This is a genomic window from uncultured Nostoc sp. (assembly GCF_964245575.1).
GTDB lineage: Bacteria > Cyanobacteriota > Cyanobacteriia > Cyanobacteriales > Nostocaceae > Nostoc.
This window is the reverse complement of sequence record NZ_CAXTNP010000025.1, coordinates 1-23,498: the sequence shown is the minus strand read 5'-3', so window position 1 is coordinate 23,498 and position 23,498 is coordinate 1. Positions and strand designations below refer to the sequence as shown.

18 protein-coding genes are annotated in these 23,498 nt (G+C 42.7%); 10 read left to right on the top strand and 8 right to left on the bottom strand.

The window, feature by feature from the left end:
• The first annotated feature begins 157 nt into the window (after window positions 1-157).
• The 4 genes from ACFFAP_RS06460 (at window position 158) to ACFFAP_RS06445 (ending at window position 9,779) form a co-directional block, all read left to right on the top strand.
• Window positions 158-745, top strand: coding sequence for a hypothetical protein (locus ACFFAP_RS06460; protein ID WP_375510450.1), 588 nt, complete (start codon window positions 158-160; stop codon window positions 743-745).
• Window positions 746-1,048: 303 nt separating this feature from the next.
• Window positions 1,049-2,584, top strand: a complete 1,536-nt coding sequence (locus ACFFAP_RS06455) for a hypothetical protein (RefSeq protein ID WP_375510449.1) — start codon at window positions 1,049-1,051, stop codon at window positions 2,582-2,584.
• Complete coding sequence (locus ACFFAP_RS06450) at window positions 2,581-6,522, top strand: TonB-dependent receptor (RefSeq protein WP_375510448.1); 3,942 nt, start codon at window positions 2,581-2,583, stop codon at window positions 6,520-6,522. Before ACFFAP_RS06455 ends, ACFFAP_RS06450 begins: the two co-directional genes overlap by 4 nt.
• 311 nt (window positions 6,523-6,833) lie before the next feature.
• Entirely contained in the window at window positions 6,834-9,779 is a 2,946-nt protein-coding gene (locus ACFFAP_RS06445) for a lamin tail domain-containing protein (protein ID WP_375510447.1), read from the top strand.
• 64 nt (window positions 9,780-9,843) lie between these two features.
• Here ACFFAP_RS06445 and miaB read toward each other — a convergent pair whose 3' ends face one another.
• From miaB to ACFFAP_RS06430, 3 genes are all read right to left on the bottom strand, one after another.
• Complete coding sequence (miaB, locus tag ACFFAP_RS06440; RefSeq protein ID WP_375510446.1) at window positions 9,844-11,208, bottom strand: tRNA (N6-isopentenyl adenosine(37)-C2)-methylthiotransferase MiaB; 1,365 nt, start codon at window positions 11,206-11,208, stop codon at window positions 9,844-9,846.
• Between the two features lie 28 nt (window positions 11,209-11,236).
• Window positions 11,237-11,818 (bottom strand): Uma2 family endonuclease, encoded by a 582-nt coding sequence (locus ACFFAP_RS06435; protein WP_375510445.1) that lies wholly within the window; start codon window positions 11,816-11,818, stop codon window positions 11,237-11,239.
• A gap of 142 nt (window positions 11,819-11,960) precedes the next feature.
• The gene (locus ACFFAP_RS06430; protein WP_375510444.1) at window positions 11,961-13,397 is read right to left on the bottom strand and encodes a carotenoid oxygenase family protein; all 1,437 of its coding nucleotides are present in this window, start codon (window positions 13,395-13,397) and stop codon (window positions 11,961-11,963) included.
• A gap of 203 nt (window positions 13,398-13,600) precedes the next feature.
• Here ACFFAP_RS06430 and ACFFAP_RS06425 point away from each other — a divergent pair, with 203 nt between their 5' ends.
• Window positions 13,601-14,062 (top strand): globin domain-containing protein, encoded by a 462-nt coding sequence (locus ACFFAP_RS06425; protein WP_375510443.1) that lies wholly within the window; start codon window positions 13,601-13,603, stop codon window positions 14,060-14,062.
• 378 nt (window positions 14,063-14,440) lie between these two features.
• Here the strand turns inward: ACFFAP_RS06425 and ACFFAP_RS06420 are convergent, their stop codons facing one another.
• Genes ACFFAP_RS06420 through ACFFAP_RS06410 form a run of 3 tightly spaced genes read right to left on the bottom strand, consistent with a single transcriptional unit; the run spans window position 14,441 to window position 18,329 of the window.
• A complete protein-coding gene (locus tag ACFFAP_RS06420; RefSeq protein ID WP_375510442.1) occupies window positions 14,441-14,590 on the bottom strand; it encodes a type II toxin-antitoxin system HicB family antitoxin in 150 nt (49 codons plus the stop codon).
• A gap of 41 nt (window positions 14,591-14,631) precedes the next feature.
• On the bottom strand, window positions 14,632-17,124 hold the full coding sequence (locus ACFFAP_RS06415) for an NACHT domain-containing protein (RefSeq protein ID WP_375510441.1): 2,493 nt from the start codon (window positions 17,122-17,124) through the stop codon (window positions 14,632-14,634).
• On the bottom strand, window positions 17,121-18,329 hold the full coding sequence (locus ACFFAP_RS06410; RefSeq protein WP_375510440.1) for a S8 family serine peptidase: 1,209 nt from the start codon (window positions 18,327-18,329) through the stop codon (window positions 17,121-17,123). The genes ACFFAP_RS06415 and ACFFAP_RS06410 overlap by 4 nt, the downstream gene beginning before the upstream one ends.
• A gap of 172 nt (window positions 18,330-18,501) precedes the next feature.
• Here ACFFAP_RS06410 and ACFFAP_RS06405 point away from each other — a divergent pair, with 172 nt between their 5' ends.
• Window positions 18,502-19,269, top strand: a complete 768-nt coding sequence (locus tag ACFFAP_RS06405; protein WP_375510439.1) for a thioesterase II family protein — start codon at window positions 18,502-18,504, stop codon at window positions 19,267-19,269.
• A gap of 85 nt (window positions 19,270-19,354) precedes the next feature.
• Here the strand turns inward: ACFFAP_RS06405 and ACFFAP_RS06400 are convergent, their stop codons facing one another.
• Window positions 19,355-19,759: an ExbD/TolR family protein gene (locus ACFFAP_RS06400; RefSeq protein WP_375510438.1), complete on the bottom strand. Its 405-nt coding sequence runs from the start codon at window positions 19,757-19,759 to the stop codon at window positions 19,355-19,357.
• Entirely contained in the window at window positions 19,746-20,414 is a 669-nt protein-coding gene (locus tag ACFFAP_RS06395; protein WP_375510437.1) for a MotA/TolQ/ExbB proton channel family protein, read from the bottom strand. Before ACFFAP_RS06395 ends, ACFFAP_RS06400 begins: the two co-directional genes overlap by 14 nt.
• 351 nt (window positions 20,415-20,765) lie before the next feature.
• Between ACFFAP_RS06395 and ACFFAP_RS06390 the strand changes: the two genes are divergently transcribed.
• The 4 genes from ACFFAP_RS06390 (at window position 20,766) to ACFFAP_RS06375 (ending at window position 23,150) form a co-directional block, all read left to right on the top strand.
• Window positions 20,766-22,292, top strand: a complete 1,527-nt coding sequence (locus tag ACFFAP_RS06390; protein WP_375510436.1) for a TonB family protein — start codon at window positions 20,766-20,768, stop codon at window positions 22,290-22,292.
• Between the two features lie 269 nt (window positions 22,293-22,561).
• Window positions 22,562-22,717, top strand: a complete 156-nt coding sequence (locus ACFFAP_RS06385) for a hypothetical protein (RefSeq protein ID WP_375510435.1) — start codon at window positions 22,562-22,564, stop codon at window positions 22,715-22,717.
• A 52-nt stretch (window positions 22,718-22,769) separates the two neighbouring features.
• Complete coding sequence (locus ACFFAP_RS06380; RefSeq protein ID WP_375510434.1) at window positions 22,770-22,895, top strand: hypothetical protein; 126 nt, start codon at window positions 22,770-22,772, stop codon at window positions 22,893-22,895.
• Window positions 22,896-23,006: 111 nt separating this feature from the next.
• A complete protein-coding gene (locus ACFFAP_RS06375) occupies window positions 23,007-23,150 on the top strand; it encodes a hypothetical protein (RefSeq protein WP_375510433.1) in 144 nt (47 codons plus the stop codon).
• Window positions 23,151-23,498 lie beyond the last annotated feature (348 nt).

The window sequence follows — 23,498 nt, the reverse complement described above, 5'->3', positions numbered from 1 at the left end:
CCCCTCTTTGCAAATAAAGAGAGGTGTGATCGCACATCTGTGTTTGTAGTTAGCGCTTTAGTCCTAAATCGCCAACTACAAACTGATTATTCCCCAGCGAAAACAGGGAAAGATAAATCAGCAATCGACATTGTGAAAGTTTTTTGAGGTTATTTATATGAAGCGTCTTTCTTTTGCAGGTTTAGGAGCGTTCGCCTTTGGCGTTGGCGGAGCCATCGCACTCATTGCTACTGTTCCATTTGTCAATCAAGTGCCGGGAGTGTCTTCTCTATGGCATTCTACAAGCGCCATCGCTCAAAATGTCAAACCTCAAGGGCAGTTACAGTTGCGCTTAGAGGCAGAAAAGCAAGTAGTGGCACAGGATCAACAGGGTAAGCAAAGTAAGAAATGGGAACCTTTGAAAGGTCAAGCTGTGGTGCGACCAGGAGATGTGCTTCGTTATACTTTGAGCGGTGAGAATACAAGCGATCGCCCAGTGAAGAATTTAGTTCTCAATCAACCTATTCCCAAAGGAATGGTATACGTATTGAAATCTGTATCCGCCGCTAATAATACTAAAGTTACTTACAGCATTGATGGCGGGCGCAGCTTTGTCGAAAATCCTACTGTTAAAGTTACTCTTCCTGACGGCAAAGTGGAAACCAAACCAGCACCAGCGAATGTTTACACCCACATCCGTTTGCAAGTTCCGTTAGTTGCAGCAAAAACAACAGTCAAGACGACTTATCAAACTCAAGTGCGCTGATTGAAATTAGGTTTGTCCTTTGTCCTTGGTCATTTGTCCTTTGTAATTAGTAAATGACCAAGAACAACTTTTATGCAATATTTCACTAATCAAATTGAATTACTGTAACAGTGAAATTGCGGTAAACATTTGGTGAAAAAGAATGCATAGACATAGCAATACTACGTCTCTACAAGCGTTATAGAGAAAGCATATTTAAATTCCCTCAATCTCTAGTAAGTACCATTTAATAATTTAGATTTACCAAAATAAAGTAGTGCTTTTATTAATAACAAGTTTGGCATTTCAGAGGAGATATATTCAGTGAGCCGTCCTCCAAACCAAAATAAAATTACTTCTAGCAGTAGCTGGTATCAAAGGTTAACGGCTACTGTTCTTCTGGCAAGTGTTTTGCATACTACTATACCAGCGATCGCGCAACCGACTAAGAATCTGGTTGCATCTGTACCATTAACAAATCAAGCTACTTATACTTATACAGACTCTACTACTAATTATAAATATCAAGGAAGTTCTAGTCAGCTGAATGTTATTCCTAACCCATTAGTTGACCCATTAGGGCGGATTTTAGGTTGCGGTGGCGAACTTTTACCTGACTATACAGGTTTTTCAGTGAGCGTATACGAACCTAATCCCAGCGATCCAACGGGGACAGAATTGGGAAACTTAGTGCCTCTAACTCGAACAGAGTTACCTGATATTCCTAATAACAACGTTCCTGGCGGTAAATCCCCAAATATCGAGAATAGTAATCCGTATTTTATTACGAATAACCCTGCGGGTGTCTACAATTTTCTCCTCGATCCCAACAAGGGTCAAACTGATCCAGGTAGAAGCTACATTTTTGTAGTCAATCCACCAGCAAATTCTATCTTTAAACAACGACGCATCAAGATTGAAATAATTGCTAGCACTGGCACTGAAGGTAATAATATTGTGCGATATGTCGCTACTTCTTTAGATGGTCAGCCAATTAGTCTTTTAGGTGAGACAAGGGTCGAAGATACGGTTGTTTTAGTTAACAATGCTGAAACCCAAGCACTGAAGTTATTTGCCTTTGATTTCACCGTAAATATGTGTCAACCCAATCAGGTGCAGATCATCAAAACGGGCGATCGCGCTACTGCTGAACCTGGAGATATAGCGATCTACCGCCTCTCAGTAAAAAATCTCGCTGATGCTGGTTTGAATAATTTAGTTGTCACCGACAACTTACCTTTAGGATTCCAGTTCTTGCCTAAATCTGTGCGGGGAGAGTTGGATGGTCAAGCGATCGCTATCACCTCAGAACGCAATGGAAACACGGTGACATTCCGCACAGATGTAACAATTCCTACAGAAAAAGTCTTGAATATTGCTTATGCGGCTCAACTGACAGCCGATGCTTTGCGCGGTACTGGTCGCAACAGTGCGATCGCTAATGCCCGACGAGCTGACAACGGTTTTAGCACTAAGGATGGCCCAGCAACCCACCAGTTAAAAATTCGTCCAGGAATCGTTTCTGATTGTGGCACAATCATCGGTCGCGTGTTTGTTGATAAAAACTTTGACGGTGAACAACAGCGTGGTGAGCCTGGAGTACCAAATGCGGTGATTTTTCTGGAGGATGGAAACCGCATCACCACAGATCCAAATGGTTTGTTTTCATTAGCCAATGCCTTACCAGGAAACCATACGGGTGTACTAGACCTCAGCAGTCTTCCTGGTTATACTCTGGCTCCCAATAACAAATTCCGCGAACGTAATAGCCAATCTCGTCTAGTGCGTTTAGAGCCTGGTGGCTTGGTACGCATGAATTTCGCAGTTACCCCCGCCTTTCAGGAGCCAGTCAAGAAATGAAACCTAGACTGCACCATGTAAATAGATTTAACTTGAGGTTGATGGGGGCGATGCCGATAGTAGCTCTCAGCCTTATTTCATACCCTGCAATAGTCAAAGCAGAACCCGTCAATGAAAATCTCTTTTTCTTTGATTCCCCTTCGCAAGCAGATAAGGGGGTTGAAGATTCAGACTTTTCACGGGATCTGAAAACCTCACTTCCAAACCTCTCCCCTACAAGGGGAAAGGCTTTGAATTCTCCTCCTTCCCTACAAGGGAAGGGCGCTAGGGGGTTAGGTTCCGCTTTGGTTTTTCCAGATAACGTCAAAAGTTCCGAGCAGCAACTTCCACCTCACAAATTTCCTTCCACTTCTTCAGCACCAACTACTGATACTTTAATTTCAGATGTTCAGCCAAGTGAAACGGAAATACAACCATTTCAACCAGCATCTTCCGTAGATTTACCCAGAGTTTTACGCAAAATAGCCGAAATCAAGAACGACGGACACAAAGACACCGAGACACAGTTGCAAGCTTCTCCAAGGCAAATACAACCATTTCAACCAGCAAGTTCCGTAGGTTTACCTAGAGGCTTGAGCAAAATAGCAGGAGTAGAGAACAGGCAAGGGGTGAATGAAAATCTTCCCGTGTCGCCCACTCCCGCCATTTCCACAGCAATCAAAATTCTGAATCCGACGGCTGACAGCGTTGTAGATGTACCAGCTACCACAGTTACTGTGCAATTTCCCGTTGGAAGTCAGGTGGAATTGCGGGTGAATGGCACGTTGGTAAATTCTTCTTTGGTGGGACGGACAGAAAGTGATGCCACCACCAACTTAATAACGCAGACATGGTATGGTGTCTCGTTAAAAGAAGGTAAAAATATCATCTCTGCACAAGTAGTAGGAGGGACAGAATCCCCTGTAACGGTGGAAGTCGCAGTCCGGGGAGCACCACAGCAACTAACTTTAGAAACTGTTGAGTCTCGTATCCCGGCAGATGGACGTTCCACAGCGACAATTCGGGGTCAACTCATCGATGCAAATGGCAATCGCTCTAATCGTGATGCTGTTATCACTTTGATACCTACTGCTGGGGAGTTTGTCGGGAAAGACTTTAAACCCGATGAACCCGGATTTCAAGTGGAGGCGAAAGCGGGGCAATTTACAGCTACGTTGCGATCGCAACTCAAAGCCGAAACTGTCCGAATTCGGGCGATAGCTAATGATTTAGAAGCCTTTACCCAACTACAATTTGAAACGGCACTGCGTCCGAGTTTGGTGACAGGGGTAGTGGATTTACGTTTGGGTGCTAGAGGTACAAATTATTACGGTAGTTTCCGTGATTTCCTCCCTCCTGACAAAGACAACGGGACGCAATTAGATTTCCACTCAGCAGTATTTGCCACTGGTGCGATCGGGGAGTGGTTGTTTACAGGTGCATATAACAGTTCTCGTAGCCTCAATGAAGATTGCGACTGCAATAATCGTCTATTTAGAACTTACCAATTCAGTGAGCAAAATTATCCTGTCTATGGCGATAGCTCGCAAGTTGATGTCCTCGCTCCTTCCATTGACAGCGTATATCTGCGTTTGGAGCGTTCAACTGGTATCCCTGGATCTTCCCCTGATTATGCCATGTGGGGTGACTACAACACAGAAGAATTTGCGCGGCGATCGCAGCAATTTACTTCTATCACCCGTCAACTCCACGGTTTTAAGGCTAACTACAATTTAGGGAACCTACAAATTACAGGTTTGTATGGCAACCACTTAGAAGGGTTTCAACGGGATACCATTGCTCCCGATGGTACTAGTGGTTATTACTTCCTCTCTCGCAGAATACTACAACCAGGTAGTGAAAATGTTTTTATCGAGTTAGAAGAACTCAATCGTCCTGGAACTGTACTAGAACGCAAACAGCTTAACCGAGGCCCAGACTACGAAATTGACTATGATCGCGGTACTTTATTATTCCGCGAACCCATCCTCCGCACTGATATCGATCAAGTCGGACAAGTATTGGTACGCCGGATTGTTGTTAGCTATCAATACGACAGCCAAAATTCTGATAGCAATATCTATGCTGGTCGTTTGCAATATAACTTTTCCCGTAAGTTGAACTCTGAAAGCTGGATTGGAGCAAGTTACGTCCAAGAAAATCAGGGAGTGCGTGACTTTCAACTCTACGGTGCAGATGCGCTGATTTCTTTGGGTAATCAGGGTAACTTAATCGCAGAATATGCCCATTCCACTAATGATTCTGATGTTGTGGGAAAGGTTAGCGGTGACGCTTACCGCTTGGAAGCTGAGGGACAGATTACTAACGGGATTCAAGGTCGTGCTTATTATCGCTTTGCTGATACAGGTTTTGCTAATAATGCCACTATCAGCTTTGTCCCAGGACAAACTCGTTATGGAGCGCAGGTTACAGCTAAACTTACCTCAAGTACCAATGTCAGGGCGCAATATGACCACGAAGACAATTTTGGGATTGCTCCCCAACCGCTAGATACCTTTGAAGAACTGTTTGCACCCCGTTATGAGGCGATACCTGGGAGCAAAGTTGATAATTCGCTGACGACAATTTCGGCTGGGATTCAACAACGTTTGGGTAGCGCCATTATTGATCTGGATTGGATTCATCGTCATCGGGAAGACCGCATCCCCGACAGCGCCCTAAGTAGTAATTCTGATCAACTGCGATCGCGTTTTTCAGTTCCCATTGCGAAGAACCTGACTTTTCAAGCACAAAATGAACTAAGTTTATCTTCCCAAAAAGATACTGTTTACCCAGACCGTACTATTTTCGGGTTGAATTGGGCAGCAATTCCTGGTGTGAATATCAGTCTGGCCCAACAGTTTTACACTAGTGGCCAATATTCGGGTAATTCGATCACCAGTTTGAGTGTCAACGGTGAACACAAACTCGGATCAGATACTACTTTGACCGGTCGTTATTCAATTTTGGGTGGTGCAAATGAAATGACTACTCAAGGAGCAATTGGTCTAAATAATCGCTGGACTATTGCTTCGGGATTGCGGCTGAACGTTGCTTACGAACACGTATTTGGCAACTTCTTTGGACGGACTGGAGCAGGCCAACAATATGCCCAACCCTTTGCTTTTGGTCAATCAGCATCTGCGATCGGCTTTGATGGTGGCGATAGCTACAGCGTTGGGCTGGAATACTCTGATAATCCGCAGTTTCAAGCCAGCGCCCGTTATGAACATCGTTCTTCTTCTAGTGGTAGCAATACAGTAATTAGCGCAGGTGTTACGGGTAAAATTTCTCCGGCTCTCACAGCTTTGGTGCGTTATCAACAAGCTGGTTCTTCCAATCAAGCGCTTTCAGGATTGGGAGATACAGCTAACCTAAAGCTGGGTTTAGCTTACCGCGACCCCAATAGCGATAAATTTAATGCCTTATTGCGTTATGAATATCGCAAAAATCCATCAACTATCCCTGACACCATCCTGTTAGGAAGTGGTACAGGTTCCCAAGACCATACCTTTGCTTTAGAAGCGATTTACGCTCCTAACTGGCAATGGGAATTCTACGGTAAGTATGCTTTGCGTAACAGTACTTCTTACATAGCCAGTGATTTAGCTGGTACTAGCACAGTAAATCTGGCGCAATTACGTGCTACTTACCGTTTGGGATATAGCTGGGATTTGGTGGGTGAGGCTCGTGTAATTAGTCAGTCTAGCTACAGCGAAACAGGGTTTGTTGTAGAAACAGGCTATTATCTCACGCCTAACCTGCGCCTTTCGGCTGGATATGTGTTTGGTAAAGTTGATGATCGGGATTTTTCTGGCACACGTTCCGCAGGCGGTGCATATTTGGGTATAAGCGTCAAGCTCAACGAATTATTTGATGGCTTTGGACAGCAAAAACCTGTGCCACGTCAGCAACAAGAATCCACGGTGCAAAGCCTGGTAGAAAAATTAAGACAGTGAAATTTCAATGTAGAGATGCGACATTTCGTGTCTAATTATTCAGGAATTAAACTATGAAATTTTTATTTAAGTATTTAAAAGCGATCGCAACCGTGAATGTGAATAAAAATGGTAAATTCTCGGATGAATTGGGCAACATAAAAACGGGCATAGCCTAAGTGCATTAGCCTTAGCAACGTTAGGAGTATCCGCTATCCATTGCCAGTATGGCATTTCTAAATCGGCAGTGAATACAGTAATACGTAGATACAGAGTGGCTTATCGGAGCGATCGCACTCATCCAATTAAAATCAGGAGCTAGTAAGGCATAAATGAGTCTACTTTTAAAACATTTTTTAGCGCTCAACAATAGACTCCCCAAACGCTATAAAAGACTACTAAGCAGTCTTGCTCTATCACTGTGCGCCCTGAATTGCTGGACACAAGTCGCTCAGGCTGAAGGTAGTCGCACGCTGTATCCCAGTAGCGCCACAGCCAGCAGTAGCAGAGCTAACCTGGAATGGCGTACCAACACTTATGGCAATCTTGTGCTGCGACGAACCTTGCTTAAGGTCTACGCCAACAAAGATGAGTACATTCTTTTGGGTTCCAGCGCAGTTGGGATAACTAATGGTGATATCCGCGTTTACAATCCCGGTCGTGTCAGTGGAAGTATTGGTAGTGAAACTGTTCCTAGCACACCAGATTTTGTATGTACTTCTCAAACTGGACGAGGGGTTATCTCAACTCGCCTACAGGAGTTAAATGGCCCCCGTGCTATTTCTGGTGGAGGTAATCCCAGCGGTTATATTCCCTGCTATTACCACGCTCCATCCACTGGAGTTTATGACATAGTTTTTTACGGGCCTGTTGGGAGTAACTCTGGAGCTGATGGCACTGTTACTGGTGAGATTAATTTGAGTAGTGTGAACAACTTTAATGCTCAACAAGGAAGTAGTGTTGCAGCTTGGGATGTAACAGTACGTAGTAACGACCAAACTTCAACAACTGACTTAAACGGGCGATTATTCAGCTATTATCTGGCTTTATTTACTGGCGGTAACGGTCGATATCTCAACTTCCCTGTCTATCCTGTAACCATAGATGGCTTTCAGTATAAAGTAGAACTCAGGGGCACAGACCCGAATGGATTCGTTCTCTATGGTAATCAGACTGGCTTTTTTGATAGTGATGGTAAAACGCCTCTCTATCATGACCTATTAGGGGCGGATGGTCAGCTGACAAGTCCCCAAGGTGGTGTTAGCTTGGCTCGTCCCCAATATCCTACCTTTTTCAACTCCATCGACGCCAACGCACTTCCATACATTGAACGTTACAAATCAGATGGCAGTTTAGATGGAACTGGCATTCCCCTTAGCCCAATTATTCCTCTTATCAGTAACTTACAATTCAACGGCACAGTTACAGGAAATAATAGTTCTTACGGTACAGGCGGTACTTTTAACTTTGGCAGCACTGTCACAGGTATTTATGAACTCATTATCAGCCGAGATGGTAGTAATTTTGATCCGACCAACTCACAAAACCGTCTTCTGCGAGGGATTATGACCACAACGGGACAGCAAGCGGTTAGTTGGGATGGTAAAGATAACAGTGGTAATTTTTTTCCAGTTAACAGTAATTATAAAGTCACAGTCAGAACCTTTGGAGGTGAATATCACTTTCCCTTGCTAGATGCGGAAAACAATTTTACTGGCGGCCCTACCATTACAATGCTGAATGTCACTAATCCACTCGGCAACACCAGAGGATTTTATGACGATCGCGGTTATAAAACTATCGGTGGTATTCAAATCGGTACGTCTGGTCAAGTACTCTGTGGTATTAGTCCACCAAGCCCAGCCTTTAGCGACCCAATTAACGGTTTTGACACCGCCAGCAATGACCGGAAATTTGGTCAGTCTGGTAGCGCTGGTAATACTAACACATCATGCACTGGCTCTTTTGGAGATGCTAAAGGGCTGGATTTATGGACTTATTATCCTGGTCAAACTCAACCAACTCCATTTAATATTATTGATGCAGTTTCACCCAACGTTGGCAAAATCATAATAAATGAAGTTTTGTATAACGAAACGGGTACTACTACTAACACTAACGATGAGTTTATTGAACTTTATAATGCTTCCTCCTCAACTGTAGATTTAAGTGGTTTGAAGTTAGCAGATGGACACCTAACTGCTAATGATAATGATAGTACTAACGGGTTTACTTATACATTCCCTAACGGCACAACTTTACAACCAGGGAAATATGCTGTGATTTGGATTGGGGATAACAACGCCAATCATCAAGCAACAGGAGCAGCTTTTCAAGCTTGGTTAGGACAAACTCCCAAACTCAACAACTCTGGTGATGATATTTGGTTGTACGATAACCAGGATAAAATTATTGACTATATCGCATACGGCAGTGGTAGTGAGGTTAATACACCTCCCTCAAGTGTTCTTAATCTCTGGGACAATACTTATCAGTCTTCTCTAGTTGGCGCTAGCACTGGACAATCTATTAGTTTAACTCCCAATGGTCAGGATACAAATGCTAGTGCTTGTTGGGAAGCAACTACTAGTAAAAACGCTAGCACAAGGTGTACAAACTACCTACCAACTAGAGACACTGATACTATAGGTAGTCGTATTACTAGCGTTGGGGAAAGCAATAACGGTGCGATTACTGCTAATGCAAAGCTTTTGTTAGTGAAACGCATCACCCGCATCAATAATCAAGATTTAAGCGACATTGTAGATGGTCGCAGCGACGTGGCGATTACTGCTGCCAACTACGTACCAGAACCATTCGCTTCTGATGATAACGATGCAAAATGGCCTGCTGGCTATCTGCGCGGATTGATTAATGCTGGCACTGTCAAACCAGGCGATGAATTGGAATATACTATCTACTTCCTCTCCAAGGGCCCGAATGATGCTACTAATGTCAAATTCTGCGATTTAGTTCCTAATAATACTACTTTTATTCCCACTGCATTTAATGGTAAGAGTCCTGGTGATGGCGGCTTACCAGGATCAGATCAAGGCATAGGTCTTGCAGTTAGTTCTAGCAGTCCTACATTTTACCTTAGCAATGTCGAGGATGGCGATCGCGGACGCTTTTATCCTGCTAACGAGTCGACCCCATCATACTGCACTGCTACTAACACTAATGGAGCCGTGGTGGTGAATATTACGCGGAGTCCAGATTTACCCAATCTTGTCAAAGATTTTTACGGCTTTGTTCGCTTCCGCGTTAAGGTGAAGTAGCTTTGAGAAACAAAAAAGGTTAAATATCGAGGTTCTCTTTCCCCCTTAACCTTTTCCCTGTTTTTCATACTGGCATGGCTTGTCTTACTTCAACTGGTTGACCCGTCAGGCTAAAAGGACGAACTTCGGTAATTTTTACCTTCACTAACTGCCCTTTCAATTCTTTGATGTCTCCATTGAAGAATGTCAGACGATTACCATCAGTGCGTCCCATCACCTGGGTTTGATCTTTAGGATTTTGGTCTTCTACTAAAACGGATTCGATGCGTCCAAAGTAACGTTGCGATCGCTCGGCTACTTTCAAGTTTCCTAAATGATTCAGGCGTTGGAGGCGATCGCTTTTAACTTCTTCACTTAGCTGATTGTCCCAGAAAGCGGCTGGTGTCCCTGGACGCGGCGAATATGCTGCTGTATTCAACATATCAAAGCCAATATCTTCCACCAGTTTCAGGGTATTTTCAAACTGTGCTTCTGTCTCCCCAGGAAAACCGACAATCGCATCAGCACTAATGGAAGCATCTGGCATATACCGCCGAATGGTATCGATGATCCGACGATATTTTTCATGAGTATAACCCCGCGCCATCGCCTTTAAAAGTTCATTATCCCCAGATTGAAAGGGAATGTGGAAGTGTTTGCACACCTTGGGCAACTCAGCACAAGCTTTAATTAATCTCTCTGTAAAATAACGGGGATGGCTAGTAGCAAATCTTAGCCTTTCAATTATCGGTACATCATGCACGTAATAAAGTAAATCTGTGAAGTTGTGCAGATGCCGTCCTTCTGCTGTTGTTCCTGGCAAATCTCTGCCGTAAGCGTCAATATTTTGACCGAGTAGAGTAATTTCCTTGTAACCTTGCCGTCCTAATTCTTCCATTTCAGCCCGGATAGCTGACGGTGTGCGCGATTGTTCGACACCGCGCACATTGGGAACCACGCAATAGGTGCAGCGTTCGTTACAGCCGTAAATTACATTTACCCAAGCTGTTACCTTACTATCCCGTCGCGGCTGGGTGATATCTTCAATAATATGAACAGACTCGGTTGCGACAACTTGATTGCCGTCAAATACTGATTCCAGCAAATCTTTGAGGCGGTTGGCATGTTGTGGCCCCATTACCAAGTCTAATTCTGGGACTCGCCGCAATAGCGCTTCACCTTCTTGCTGGGCAACACAACCTGCAACGATGAGGGTTAAATCAGGCTGCTCATGCTTGCGCTTCGCTTGTCTGCCAAGGTAAGAATATACCTTTTGCTCGGCATTATCCCGAATTGTGCAGGTATTGTAGAGAATCACATCTGCATTATTCGGGTCTTCTGACCATTCAAAGCCCATATCTTCCAAAACGCCAGCCATGCGCTCTGAGTCAGCTTTATTCATCTGACAACCGAAGGTAGTGATGTGGTAGTGGCGTCTAGAAGTGGTCATGTTGCTTAGTTAACCAGTTAGAGTGAGGTTATTCTTTAGCCTCAAAGTCAACTTTATCATAAATATCTAATAGAGGCATTTGAAATTGAATAGAGGATAGTGTTAAAATACCACTCTCTTGTTCATGCTCTGAGAAAATCCATTTATTTTCATCAGTTTTAGAATACTGTTCTAGATGATTTTTGTACTGATCAATCAAAACATATTCTTGAAAACTGGGTATGGTGCGATAAGCCGCAAATTTTTCATCTATGTCATAGCTTCTGGTAGATTTGGATAGCACTTCACAAATTACTAAGGGATTAGTAATTGTATCTTTACGTGCCTCAGAAAATTCTAATGAACCTGCAACAACCATTACATCAGGATATGTATAAATTCGCTTTTTGGGAATCCATAGACGTTGATCAGCGACGAATACTCGATAAGGTTGTCGCTTCAAAGCAAAATTGAGGGCTGCATAAAAATTACCAGCTATTTGGTTGTGATTTGGTGTTCCACCTGTCATGGGTATAATTTGACCATCTATATATTCATGACGATACTCAGAAATGACTTCTAGTTCTAAGTATTCTGTGGGAGAATAGTGGGGTTTTTCTTGTAATTGCATAGGACAAGACTCTTTGGGATTTTTGATTTTGCATTGACCAGATGCGATTAATTATGTCTAGTCAATGCTATAAGTTTTTACTGTACCGTTGTTTTTTGAACGCACCAGGTAGCTAAGGGAAACGCAGAGGTACGCAGAGGAGTTATGATGCTGGGTTCCAAGTGCCGTGGAAGCTGTGGGGGATGATGCTGGGTAATCCTAGTTTGCAAACGGGTTCAGCATCCAGGCGATCGCTATCAAATACCCAAACTTCGCTACTATGAGAATTACCATCGTAGACAACGGTTAGCACCCAACCTTGTTCAGGGTTTTGGGTGTCTTGGGCGTGGATGGGTTCGGAAGGATAACGGTTTTCTCCTAAGTCTGCTTCGGTGAGGGTTTCGGTTTTGTGATCAAAACGAGCGATCGCATTTAATATTTCTTGGCTAATATCTGTTCCTGAACGGGATTTTGACATATATGTGTACCGAGAAGCTTGCCCCACGTTTTGCTGTGGTACATTCGGAAATTCACAATGTCCGTTTAATAGTTGCTGAATTGAGGTAACTTTGCCAGTTTGGGGATGCAGATGAACTTGCGTTAGTGTACTTTTAGCTGGGGTGTGAGTCTCACCTGTAGCCACTTCCTTAAGATATTGGTTAGTTTGAAAATCTTCATAACGGGCGATATCCACAATCACTGAACCGCTAGCATCTACATAACCGTTAGCAAAATGCCATTGATACCAAGGTTCGGTTTCTCCACGACTCACTACAGATAGGGTTTCCCTATCAATAACTAAAATTTTAGTTCCTAATTTAGGTTGCCACTCTAGCGAATCACTATAGTTGTTTATCCCTATTAGCACGGGTAAGACATTCAACCGCACTGGCGGAAGGAAAAATACAAGATACTGTCCTGCTAAAACAAAATCATGCACCAATGGTACACCATCTAGCTGGTATGCGGCTTGTTGGATAATCCGCCCAGTCGAATCGCTTTTGTAAATATTCAGCGTCGCATTTTGTCCAGGGGTGATGCCAAAGTTAAAAATCTCCCCTGTTTGCTCGTCACGCTTACAATGCGCGGAATAGTTTAATCCTTTACTTAACCCCCCTAAATCATCTTCGCCCCAAGTTTCTAAAGTTTGTAAATCGAGGGCGTGGGGTTTACCACCTTCCCACAGTGCCAAAAGTTTATCTGGAAGTGCTAACACCGAAGTGTTGGCAGCATTCTTGATCGGCTTTTGCCATTGATTCCAAATTGGCCCTGGTGCAGTCATGCCATAATTGCCGTAGACTAGTTTACCTGCTGCGGCTTCTTCTTGATAGCCAGAGGTTTGCACGTAGCGATAAACCCCGGTTGCGACTGCATCGGTAAAATTTACAGCCAGAATTGCTCCATCTCCATCAAACCAGTGTCCCATGCCACTGCCACCGCGTTCTAGCCGTGCCGGGCCATTGCGGTAAAGTGTGCCACGCAAGCCATCTGGAATTTTGCCAGAAAGAATTGGCAGTTGGGTAGGGGGAAATTCTTTTGCTGGTTTGGCGATCGCACCTGCCCAGGCTTTTATTGTTGACTTTTTCTCAATCGTATGCATATCAAATTGCTTGATAAATTATCGATGTACATATTTGCATTCTTACATTTTCATTCTTGTTGCAATTTTTTAACAATGCCACTGGCTGTAGATGTATAGAGGCTTTGACAGGATATTACTCGTTGACTGAGCTAGCTCATAGTAACCAATAGGAATAACCACTAAATTGAAGTCAATCAACATTACAAGTGGTTCAAGATACTATGATTAGCCAACAAACAATAGATATCGTTAAATCTACAGCACCTATCTTAAAAAAGAACGGTCAGCAAATTACAACTCGGATGTATGAAATTATGTTTCGTAACCATCCAGAAATCAGAGAGCAATTTGATATGTCTGCTCAAGCAAATGGTTCTCAGCCTGCGAGGTTGGCTACAGCAGTTTATGGCTATGCTGCCCAAATTGATAATCTACCAGCTTTAAAATCGATGGTGGAAAAGATTGCTCATCGTCATGTGCAGACCCATGTTACACCAGAGCAATATCCTATTGTTGGAGAAAGTTTACTGCAAGCAATGAAAGATGTTTTAGGGGAAGCAGCTACAGAAGAAGTGATGGCAGCTTGGAGTGAAGCTTATCAGGCATTGTCTCAGGTGTTTATTAACAGAGAAGATGAGATATATGTGGGTGAAGAGAAAAAACCACAGCTTGTGCATTCATAACTATAAGACTTAGTATCATAACAACAGCTTGAGGGTTTGTTAGAACAACTTCAACGTTTATAACTACAGCTTGAGCGTTTGTTAGAACAACTTCAACGTTTTTAACTACAGCTTAAGCATTCATAACAACAGCTTAAGTTGTAGTAACACCAGCTTCTAGTTTACTTATCACAACTGGAGTTGTAGTAACAACGGCTTGAGCATTCATAACAACAGCTTAAGTTGTATTAACAACAGCTTCAATTTTACTTATCACAACTGGAGTTGTAGTAACTACAGCTTGAGCATTTATAACAAAACTTGAAGTTGTAATAACAACGACTTCAATTTTGCTAATGAAAGTTTTTAGCGTAGCGACTTCAGCAAGCGAGAACTCTTCTAAATATAGTTTTTCGCTTCTTCTATCGTCTCTCCTTGGCTGGCGGTTCCTACATCTGGACATTCAGCTACATAAACATCCTCTTCCCAATGCAAGATTGCTGTAAAGGTTTGAGTTTTTGTATCTTTAGCCTGTTGTAATGAACTCATGGAGCGTTTATCTGGCTATCTTTTGATTTTCCTATTGTTGCTTAACCATTTGGAACCAACAACATCCGCGCCTCAATCGCTTCCCAGGTTTGAGGCGACGCCCGTACTGCTGCTTGTTTGCATTGGATGATGAGGTAATTGGCGTAGAGATAATTTTCCAGTGCTTCTATTTCTTCCTCAGATAAGTTGACTATTTCTAAGCTGAGATGGAAAGCTTTGAGTAAGGTTTGTTGCAGGTGTTTAAGAAATGCCAGACGCGCTTCTTGTGGCTGTTGATCATCAGGAATTGTAGCTTTAAGTGCTTCTAGTTGGGCGATCAGCATAGTAAAGTTGACGTTATTGAAAATTTTTAATTTTTCAAGTTTACAAGTATACTCGATAGCTTGAGCAATGGTATGGGCGTATTCGTTGAGGCCAAAGAAGGCGTAGGTATCGGGGAAGAGAATGGCATGGACTTGGTAGTAGGCGATGGCGTTAGCGTAGCTGTCGGGGTAAACCATAGCGTTGGCTTTGGGGTCAGCAATGGCGTTGGCATAGGCGTAGGCGTAGCGAACAGGGTAGAGGTAGGGATTAGCGTAGGAGATCGCAATCGCAATCGTGATCGCAACTGCGCGTTTACCCACAGGTTTAAAATCCCCTGGCGATCCAACTGTTACCTGTTCTGCCCAGTTTAATAAAGCTTGTAACTTCGGGGTGTTAATATATTTTTGCGCTTCCTTTTCCATCAACAACAGCAAATTATCTGCACCACCATGCATCAACCCAGCTACCAATAAAAACACCTCATTCCAGGGTTTATCTGTCAGGTGTTCAGTAACTAATTTTTCAACTTGACGATGGTCATTAATATACTGTGCTGTTAAATATTCTTGTAGCGTTAAATGAGAAAATGAGTAGACATCCCTTGCCCGTTCTACTAATATTCCCTGCTGAATAGCTATAGCATCTAGAACTGCCTCAGCATCTAAATTCTTATTTGCATTGTCATTACTTGCCAGAAACTCTTGAATTTGAAGCACAAGTTCTTGGTCAGATAAAAACAGTCGCTGTGATTTAAAGCTGTGATATGCAATCTCAGCTAGCATGATTTTCTCTAAATCGATCCCAAGCTGACGATAAATTGGATCGTTTTGAATCCGTTTTTCAGCAGCCCATTTTTTGAGTAATATATCAAGAGCATCACTGTAAACCCTAGCTCGATTTTCAGGCAAGTCTTGAGATTCGTCATACACTAAACAGAGAAAAGTTAGCAATACAGGAGTTCGAGCTAACTCCTTAGTTGATTCTTGGGTTTTAATTAACTCCCAGCACTTGTCAGCAGTTCTGGCTTTTCTATCTACCTCTGAAGAAAACCAATTTTGAATAAACTGTTGAATTTGAGCATCATCAAAATCTGCGATGACAATTTCCATCAATTTCTTAAACTGCGCTCGATAGGCAGCAGTCCGACAAGATACAATAAATCGATTATCTTTGTATTGCTCAACAAAGCTTTGAATTTGCCTAATTGCTAAATCTGTATTTTTCGTTGGCACTTCATCTAAACCATCCAGCAAAACTAATAACTTGCCTTTTTGTAACGCTTTATTAGTAAACTCTTCAAAGAATGGTAACTGACACAATCGGAATGCTTGTCTAATTATTTCTTTAATATTGATATTGCTCTCGGTAAATAGTTTTAATTCAATAAAAACCGGAATACATTCATATTGCAATTCACCAGATTTGCCCTTGAGTGCTTCTAGTCCTATCTTCCGCAAAAATGTAGACTTACCAGCACCCGGTGCGCCAAGTACCATCAAATATTGCTGCTGATTGGCAACTTTAATGCCCTCTTGCTTACCAGCCTTTTCAAGGTGAAAGCCACGTTTTCCAGTTTCGCTGAAAAGATTCTGTAAGGCTTCAATTGATTCAAATCGCCGGATATCATCTTGCTGTAAACATTGCACAGCTGTGTAAATTGAATCCAAATTTACAGGCTGTTGCATTCCCAATATTTGCAACTTGTTATGGCGCTTGTGGTATTCAATAATATATTGTTCAGATGCTTGATAAATTAATTTTGTGGTTTTCTTATCTAAAGGCCGGTCAAGTGTGTTTATATAAATGTCAGCAAAATATTTAACTGCTGCATCTGGTGCAACTTCTGGTAGTGCAATCAGCTGATCTAAAGTGACATGGTTAACTCCAGACAGTGCCAACGCGCTTAAAATCGCATCAGCCGAACCTTCTACAACCACAACGCGGCTGAGTCCACCTCCAATAGGTTTCAAAGAAAGTTCCTGGAGTTCTTCGATAGTATCACCCAGCGTTAAAGCAAGTTGACTTTTGCGCTGATCAATTAATGCCTGTCGATAAGCCTCAGATGATGTAAATTGTTGAGGTTTCAGCGATGAATTGCTAGCATTTAATCTGATTTGATTTTCGTCCCCCAAACTCATAATTGCCCGAATTACCTCATTCCCCTTTGCCCCCGTCAAAACTTCCTGAAGCAGAGGGTCAATTTTGGCAATTTGACTTTCGTTAAGTTTCATAGGGCTGCGGTTACCTGAATTAAACCTTTACCTTGGCGTTCCTTATCATGTCCCAAATCTTGACAACTTGTGAGCAGTCCGTCAATTAAATCCAATACCGGAATTTGCTTACTATACTTCTCTAAGATTAACGCTGCTACACCAGAAACGATTGGGGTTGCCATTGAAGTTCCGTCCCAAGCTTCGTAACCACCACCTTGAACTGATGAATAAACTCCTTCTCCAGGTGCAACCAAAGAGGGAACATCATAAGAATGATTATTAACAGATATCCTGCCACTGCCGCTAAAACCGGCAACTTTACTATTAAAGTTTGTCGCACCTACTGAAACTGAACTCCGACAGTTTGCTGGTGTTCTAGTATTGTTACGTCCATTGTTACCAACAGCACAAACAGGGAGTATACCAACTGCCAATAAAGTATCAATGACATCGCTCATTTCATAAGCATAAGTAGGAAGACCAGCTGAGATATTGGCAATATTCACGTCTACTCGAAGTGCTAGCCAGTCCAGCCACATCACAAAGTTTGATAAGTTGCCAGTACCTCTTGGGATAAGTACGCCGTCGATTAATTTAGTTTCTGGCGCAACGCCAACCTGCTTACCACAAATTAGTCCAGCTACATGAGTACCATGACCATTGGTATCTTGGGAAGATATTGACTGGATTTGCTTGCTTCTATCATTAAAACTATAAGATTCAGTTACTTTGCCTTGCAATTCTGGGTGAGTTGAGTCAATACCCGTGTCGAGGACAGCAATGGTGATGTTTTTCCCAGTGCCTGTAAATCCATTTTGACGTGCTATGTTGAGAGCGATCGCATCCAAATGCCACAATTCATTTTTGGTAATTTCATCTCTAGTATCTGTATTCCGTTGTGGCTCAATCAACTCAATCGGCTGATCGCGTAAAATGAGAGCGTTGGGTAACTCCTCACGCATCCTTTGAGCTTCATCATCAGGCATTTCTACAATACTTGCCCCAGTAATTCCTGAGTAATCTGGGTGCTTTGAAACTTGGCTAGTTGGGTTTTGTGCATCTTCGAGCCAGCTTTCGATTTCTTGGTGTACTGGATTTTCCTGCCAAAAATTTACAACTTCTGCAACTTGCGCCTTACGACTTTCTGGTGTAAATTTTTTAGATTCAAGTTTTAGCGATCGCGCTACTGATGTTGCTTTGGGTCGAATAATATAAACGCTCATCAAAGACTCCTTATTATAAAATAAGCAAGATGTCTGCTTCACGAATACACTATGACATTTTTTACATTTTTCATAGTAGCAAATACCTGCCCTTGTGCGGTCATTTAGTATGATATGAAGCAGGTTCTAGCAATGAGCCACAAAAGGTTAAACAGCTAATGCAGGGTCTATTATGACAACTACACCAAGCTTCAATTCCTGGGTTATCTGTCCCCAACCAAATCCTCAAGCCAACTTGCGTTTATTCTGCTTCCCCTACGCTGGTGGGAACTCAATGATTTTTCGCACATGGCCTAATAATCTACCGAGTAATGTCGAAGTCTGTGCAGTGGAATATCCGGGACGCGGAAGACAGATTAAGTCAGCACCCTTGACGCGATTAGAATCTCTTGTTGAAGCGATCGCTCCAGTTCTGTTACCATATTTAGACAAACCATTCGCCTTTTTCGGTCACAGCATGGGCGGATTAGTTAGCTTCGAGTTGACCCATCTACTTCACTCTAAGTATAGTCTTGCTCCCTTTCACCTCTTCATATCTGCTCGTCGCGCCGCACAAATCCCGTTAACCAAACCACCCCTCCACGTCCTATCAGACCCTGATTTGCAGGGCGAGCTACGCAGTCTTAATGGTACACCCAAAGCAGTACTAGAAAGCGCGGAACTGATGCAGATGTTCCTCCCTATTTTGCGGGCAGATTTTGCCGTTCTGGAAACTTATATTTACACTCAAAAACAGCCACTTGAGTGTCCTATTACTGTTTTTGGTGGTTTGCAAGACCAAGAAGTTAGTCATGAGGCTTTGCAAGCATGGCAAGAGCAGACTATCGCTGCTTTCTCATTACATGAGTTCGACGGTGACCACTTTTTTATTCATTCACAGCAAGAATCATTATTTAAACTTATATCTCAAGAATTGCAGATGTGTAAGCGTAGCTGGTAGTAGTCATCATACAAGAAGAAGTTAAGAGTCAGAATATAGAATTTTCCTGACTCGCTCAACTTCTGATACACAATATTTCTAGTTTTTATCTTTGGGTAGCGATCGCTAACCTTGCACCCTTCACTTGACGTACTTGATCCATTATTCCCACTATCTCACCATGCAAGACTTTTTGATCGGCATTAATAATCACCAATGTATCTTGGTTAGAACCAACTAAAGTCCGCACTCGCGCTGCTAAATCATTAACTGCTATTGGATCGCGGTTTAGGCTTATCTGACCTTTTTCATCTACCGTGATCGTAACTTTAGTGGGAATTTGCTGTTCCTTCGCCGTGGCTGCCTTCGGTAGATTTACTGGCAACCCTTCTGAGCGTGTTAAAAACAGCGTTGACATAATAAAAAATGTCAAAAGGGCAAACATTACATCAATCAGAGGTACTACATTTATAAATGGTGGTAAATCTGGTTCATTCTCATCTAGATCCATAGGACTTCTCCTGTTGTTCGTGGCGATTGAGTTGATCATAGCGATCGAGGAACAGTATTTCTAGCTGTCCGCCGTACTCTTGAATCATTGTTATCTGCCGCTGGTATAGTCCCCGGAAGATGCTGGCTCCTAAAAGCACAAAGATAGCCACAACTAATCCTGAGGCGGTAGCAACTAAAGCTTCACTAATACCAGCAGTAACTGCACTAGTTTTAGTACCTCCGACATCACCAATATTCAGTCCAGCAAATGAGCGAATTAATCCTAAAATTGTGCCGAGAAGTCCCAACAGAGGCGCTAAACCAATAATGGTGTCAAATACAGCTTGAAACCGCTTGAGCATAGGGATTTCTGCTTGCGCCTCGCTTTTCAAAGCCAAACGAAATTTTTCTGGAGTCGGTCTTTCTAGCTGTAGTCCAGCCAGAAAAATGCGTGCTATAGGCAAATCTACATTTTTTTGCAGCTTATCCACGGCACTAACAACATTATCAAGTCGATAAAGATTTAAAACCTCTCGCACCACCCGGTTTTGACGCTTACCAATCTGTATCCAAAACTTCGCCCGCTCGATCATTAATGCCCCTGCCAACACCGAAAACGCCAGCAGGGGCAACATGACCACACCGCCTGCTTCAAACAAATTCTGAATTCCCATGTAGTGCCTCTAAACGTCATCAACAATACAAAATCAAATTACCAGAATCAAGCTAAAAAAATGAAACTTTTTCTCAATAGAGTTTAAGATATAATCATACTTTTTTCAAATAGAATTATCATTATTTTTATTTAATCTTTTTTGGTTTTACATAAAATAATTTAATTAATACATAACACAAAAATTAATTTTATCTATAAATCATTATATTAAACAGTCTTTTTCAAAGATATTTTGATTATATAAGTATGCTGTTCATAACACTGCCCAAAATAATTTTAATTTTTTACTTGATATTTGTGACTATGCATTCTAAGATGACTAAATTAGTGAGAATAGGTAGCAATAGCTATGAGCTTTTCCGGCACTACTGTCGAGCAACGTTCCAAAGAAGTTGAGGCTCTCAAGTCTTTTCTGACTTACAGTCTGATAGGTTCACTGGCGCTGCATATCGGCGTACTGTCCTCAGGCATAGGTAATTATTTGACGAGAGTGCCCACAGGAGAAGAAGAACCAATAGAGGTGGCGATCGTAGATTCTCCGACTGCGGAACCAGAAAAACCAATTGAAAAAATTCCAGAAGAACCCAAAAAAGAACCAGAAGTTGTTCAAAAACAGTCTATAGAAACTCCACCAGTACAAAAACCAGTACAAGAATTGATTGAAAGACCAAAAATTCAGCCAGTTGAACAACAACCAAAACAAACTACTCAAATTCAGCCAGTTCAACAACCAAAACAAACTACTCAAATTCAGCCAGTTCAACAACAACCAAAACAAACTACTCAAAACCCACAACCAACAAATAGGGAAATTGCTCCCAAGCCAGAAGTTCCTGTGACAACTGTTGCTCCTCAGAGCGGGGGTGGCGGTGGTGGTGGTGGCGGCGGTGGTAGTTCAGTTCTTACAGGTAACTCTGGTAGTTCTGGCTCTGGCGTTGCTTTAAGTACAGGTTCAGGTACAGGTTCAGGTACAGGTACAGGTTCAGGAATTGGCTCTGGCTCCGGCAGTGGTAGAGGTTCAGGAATTGGTTCTGGCTCTGGCAGTGGTAGAGGTTCAGGAATTGGTTCTGGCTCTGGCAGTGGTATAGGCAATGGAGTAGGAAACCGTCCGACAGTAGCAACAGCGCCAATAGTGCCAACACCTCCAAAAATTAACACTTCAGGTAATGCTAATGGTCGTGCAGCTTGCCGTGAATGTAATGCCAAGTATCCTGATGCAGCAAGACGGCGAGGAGTTGAAGGCAGAGTAGAAGTAGCTGTCGATAGTGATGCACAAGGCAATGTTACTAATGTGCGGCTAACCAGATCCAGTGGAAACCGTGAATTGGATGAAGCCCAATTGAGACAAGCGCGTGACTGGAAATTAAAACCCACAGAAGGTGGTAGACAAGGAGTATCTATAGCCACTGAATTTGCCATAAAAGGTTCACGGCGATCGCGCCAAGTTCAAGAACGGCAAGCACAAAGAGAAGCAGAAGAGAGAACCCGGCAGGCAACTACTGCCAACTCCACACAGGAAAATCCAAGACGTAGGCGACGAGAGTTGACACCACCCTCATCTAATGAAGCTACAGCCACAAGACCAGTAATATCTGGATTTAGTAGACGGTTAGAACCTCAAAGAGCGGAAAGTACTCCTACAAACTCATCATCTGGAGCTAGGACAACTCCTACTCAAGGAAGTGCAAGAGAGTCCTTACGCCGCATCCAACGTGAGCCGACGACTACCAATTCATCACAAAAGCCACAAGCAACCACAAATCGGCGACGGCGAACAGATAACACTAGCCAGAACAAGTTGCGGGACTCTTTGCGCCGTTTACGCCAACAACCTCAATCACCTCAATCGCAACCTGCTGCTCCCAGTCAAGAGTAGGGGAATACCAAAAAATGGCGTTGCAGAACAGTGGGATGGATTGAGGCAAGCAGAGGAGGCTGGCGTTGCAGGGGGAGAATTTTGGAACTTGCTAAATCATCCCGCAACTATGCAACGCTCAAAAAATAAATTATCCATTAGTCGTAGAGGAGCCAGCTCGGTCTTCTCCTAAATGGAGAGGTTGGTTAAACTCACCTTAATCTAAAATCGTAGATGGACGCAGATAATTTTCATAATTAATCATCTGTGTTGATCTATTTTAATTAGTTATGAATAAAGAAGTTTCCAGGAAGTTGGAGTTAATCAAGCAAACCCTCTGGCAAACTAGCGATGCTTGCGGTGGGCTGTGCCTACGCGCTTTTTCTCATTTAGAGCAACCAATACCCCACTCTCTACTACAACAACATAAGCGGGTATTCTTGTAAAGTGAACTTGCGGTAAGTGTAAATAGTTCACTTCCTTCTTTCGAGGTGAGTGATGCAACCTAAAGTTATTTTTGGGAATGCTGCGAAGGAAGGTGCAAATCGCTGGGGTTGGTTTATGGGTTACTTCATCACCCCAGATGATGATCCTCACTCAACCACAGCACTAGAAATAAAGTAGGGTGTCCATAAAGCAGGAGACTGTAGAACCGAGTGGGGAGTAAATGACACAGCCGCGACTCTTTCCATCTTGATTAATGGCCAATTTTGCCTTCAGTTTGAGGATGGGGAAATGATTCTATCTCGTGAGGGTAATTATGTGCTGTGGTGTGCGGGTGTACCATATTGTTGGGTTGCTCAGTCTGACTGTACTATTCTGACGGTGAGATGGCCTTCAACACCAGGCGATAGTGTTGCGGTGCGATCGCCACAATAATAACAATAATAATTTTCAACCCAGATTCTGCACTTCTTCGGAATAAAGCGGTAACTATCCACTTTCATAGAAACAATTGAAAGCTTTCTTGATTACAACCTAAATAGCGTTTTGTGCGACACGAATTTCCATGTTGATTTGCATCGAAGCTTATATCCCCTTTCCTCGTCCTTTGGTTTATGCCACTTACCCTGACAAGCTAATGGAACTTTTTAATTACAGCAAAGCTGAGAATTCGATTTTAGAATACTCACCCTAAATTCAATAATTGTAAATAAAAATATCATCTTGAAGAGGGAACTTTTTTATTTTAAAGCCTCGGCTTTGCTCGGCTTGAACACTGAGCAA